This is a genomic window from Rhizobium sp. M1, from assembly GCF_002531805.1.
Taxonomy (GTDB): Bacteria; Pseudomonadota; Alphaproteobacteria; order Rhizobiales; family Rhizobiaceae; genus Rhizobium; species Rhizobium etli_C.
Genome location: NZ_NWSW01000097.1, coordinates 1 through 2,439 on the forward strand (window position 1 = coordinate 1; position 2,439 = coordinate 2,439).

General features: G+C 64.2%; 3 protein-coding genes. 2 read left to right on the forward strand and 1 reads right to left on the reverse strand.

What is annotated here, in order from left to right; genetic code table 11:
* Positions 1 to 97 precede the first annotated feature (97 nt).
* Positions 98 to 850, reverse strand: a complete 753-nt coding sequence (locus tag CO655_RS32995) for a nucleotidyltransferase domain-containing protein (protein ID WP_097608435.1) — start codon at positions 848 to 850, stop codon at positions 98 to 100.
* A 273-nt stretch (positions 851 to 1,123) separates the two neighbouring features.
* Here CO655_RS32995 and CO655_RS33005 point away from each other — a divergent pair, with 273 nt between their 5' ends.
* Positions 1,124 to 1,819: a fumarylacetoacetate hydrolase family protein gene (locus tag CO655_RS33005; protein WP_097608384.1), complete on the forward strand. Its 696-nt coding sequence runs from the start codon at positions 1,124 to 1,126 to the stop codon at positions 1,817 to 1,819.
* An 11-nt stretch (positions 1,820 to 1,830) separates the two neighbouring features.
* Positions 1,831 to 2,361 carry a gamma carbonic anhydrase family protein gene (locus tag CO655_RS33010; protein ID WP_097608383.1) on the forward strand — a complete coding sequence of 177 codons (531 nt, stop codon included), beginning with the start codon at positions 1,831 to 1,833 and terminating at the stop codon, positions 2,359 to 2,361.
* Positions 2,362 to 2,439: the final 78 nt, after the last annotated feature.

The window sequence follows — 2,439 nt, forward strand, 5'->3', positions numbered from 1 at the left end:
TTATACAACAACGGCAACGTACAAGGATGAGGCTCTCGTGGACGCCGGCGCCTTGGCAACGCCCGCGGACGAGACCAATGGCGCGGCTTCCTCGTCGCTATTCCAGCCGCCGCGCCTCCATCGGGGCCTCCTGCCTGAAGCCGTCGAAACAGCGGCCGCCGTGCAAAGCGAGCTCGCTGTCGGCCAATGCCAGCAGCCGGCTGCCGTCACCCTGCACCGCCAGCGTGAATGCAGCATCGAACTCGGCTGCGAGCCGTGCATCGAGCTTCCTGATGAGACGCGGCGCCCACTTGCCGCGGCCGGTCCATATGCCGCGCCCAAGCAGGATCAGATCGGCAAGTCTCGGGTAGAGCAGCGCGGCGATGGCGGCGATTTCTTCCGGCGGGCGGTCGCCGCGCAGGTCATCGGCGAGATCAGTGACATGATAGCGCAGCATGTCGTAACCCGCGCCGGCAAGCGGTTTCGGCCCTGCGGCGAGCACATCCGCCGCCTTTGCCTGGATCAGGCGCGCACGCTCGGCGTCCGGCCCGACGATGCTGCCCGTCGCAACCATGTTGACCATGACGGGACAGCCGCTCTCCGCGTCCTGGTGGAGGTAATGCGCCAGTGTTTCAGGATCATGGACGAAGGCCTCCACAGGAAAACCTTCTTCGGAGAAGGACTCCCGCCAGGCTCTTTCCAACGACGGAAACATCACGACTAGGTCGATATCCGAGAAGGCGGTGCCCTCGCCGCGCATGATGGAGCCGGAGACATAGGCAAAGGCGGCCCCGGCATAGCGGCTGGCAAGGGCGCGGCGGGCGACGGCAAGCGCCTGCTCGGCAAGAATCTGTTTCTTCACATCCACGATCTCGTTCCTCGAATGCGGGAGGCGAGCGGGCAAACAAAAACCCGCTCGTTTCCGGCGGGTTGGGTCTCGGCAGCAATGAACGGACTTCAGTTCACGCGTCTGCCACCCACCGCCGAGGCGGTGGTCGTAGACGTCGAAACTGCAAACATCCTGTTCATGGCGGCGAGGATATCGCCCGGCAGCGATAGCGTCAATCTGCCGAGAATGCTTCCCCGCCCCGCCGTTTTCCGTCTAAGATGCGGGAAAGACTCGTTGAACAGGAAGAGCCCGCCCATGTCCGATCTCGCCACCGTCATCCCGCTTCCCGCCCCGGTTCTGCTACCGGTCGATGGCCGGGACGATCGTTTTCCGGTGCGCCGCGTCTATTGCGTCGGCCGCAACTATGCCGACCATGCGATCGAGATGGGCCATGATCCCAGCCGCGAGCCGCCCTTCTTCTTCCAGAAAAATGCCGACAACCTGCTGCCGGCCGGGCAGGCCTTTCCCTATCCGGCGCTCTCGAAGGACGTGCATTACGAAGTCGAATGCGTGCTGGCGCTGAAATCGGGCGGTGCGAACATTGAAGCCGGCCGGGCGCTCGACTGCATCTACGGCTATGCCGTCGGCATCGATTTCACCCGCCGAGATCTTCAGGGTGAGGCAAAGAAGCTCGGCCGCCCCTGGGAACTGGCCAAGGCCTTCGAACATTCCGCGCCCGTCTCGCCGATCGTGCCGGCCAGCCGCATCGGCCATCCCGGCGAAGGCCGGATATGGCTGGAGCAGAACGGCAAGCGCGTCCAGGACGGCAATCTCAACCAGATGATCTGGAAGGTGCCGGAGATCATTGCCGAACTCTCGAAACTCTTCGTGCTGGCGCCCGGCGATGTCATCATGACCGGCACGCCAGCCGGCGTCGGCGCGGTGTCGAAGGGCGACCGTATCACCTGCGGCATCGACGGCGTCGCAACGCTGTCGGTCGAGGTCGTCTGAGGGAGCTTTCCATGCCTGTCTACGCGCTTGGCGGACTAACGCCGAAACTGCCGCCCGCCGGCCTTCACTGGATCGCCCCGGACGCCCATGTCATCGGCGATATCGAGGTCGGCGAGAATGTCGGCATCTGGTTCGGCTCGGTGCTGCGCGGCGACAACGAGAAGATCACCATCGGCGCCGGCACCAACATACAGGAAGGCGTCATGGCCCATACCGACATCGGCTTTCCGCTGACGACGGGAGAGAACTGCACCATCGGCCACCACGCCATCCTGCACGGCTGCACGCTCGGCGACAACGTGCTGATCGGCATGGGCGCGACCATCCTGAACGGCGCCAAGATCGGCAATAACTGCCTGGTCGGCGCCAATGCACTGGTGACCGAAGGCAAGGAATTTCCGGATAATTCGCTGATCGTCGGGGCGCCAGCGCGTGTCGTGCGGGTGCTCGATGAAGCGGCGGTGGAAGGCATTCGTCGCTCGGCGGAGAATTATGTGAAGAATTGGCAGCGTTTTGCGCGAGATCTGAAGCAGATCGGGTGATCGGCGGGGCGGGTGGCCGCCCTCGCCCTTCGAGGCCCCTACGGGGCACCTCAGCAACCGTGTTGTTGCGGCTCGCTC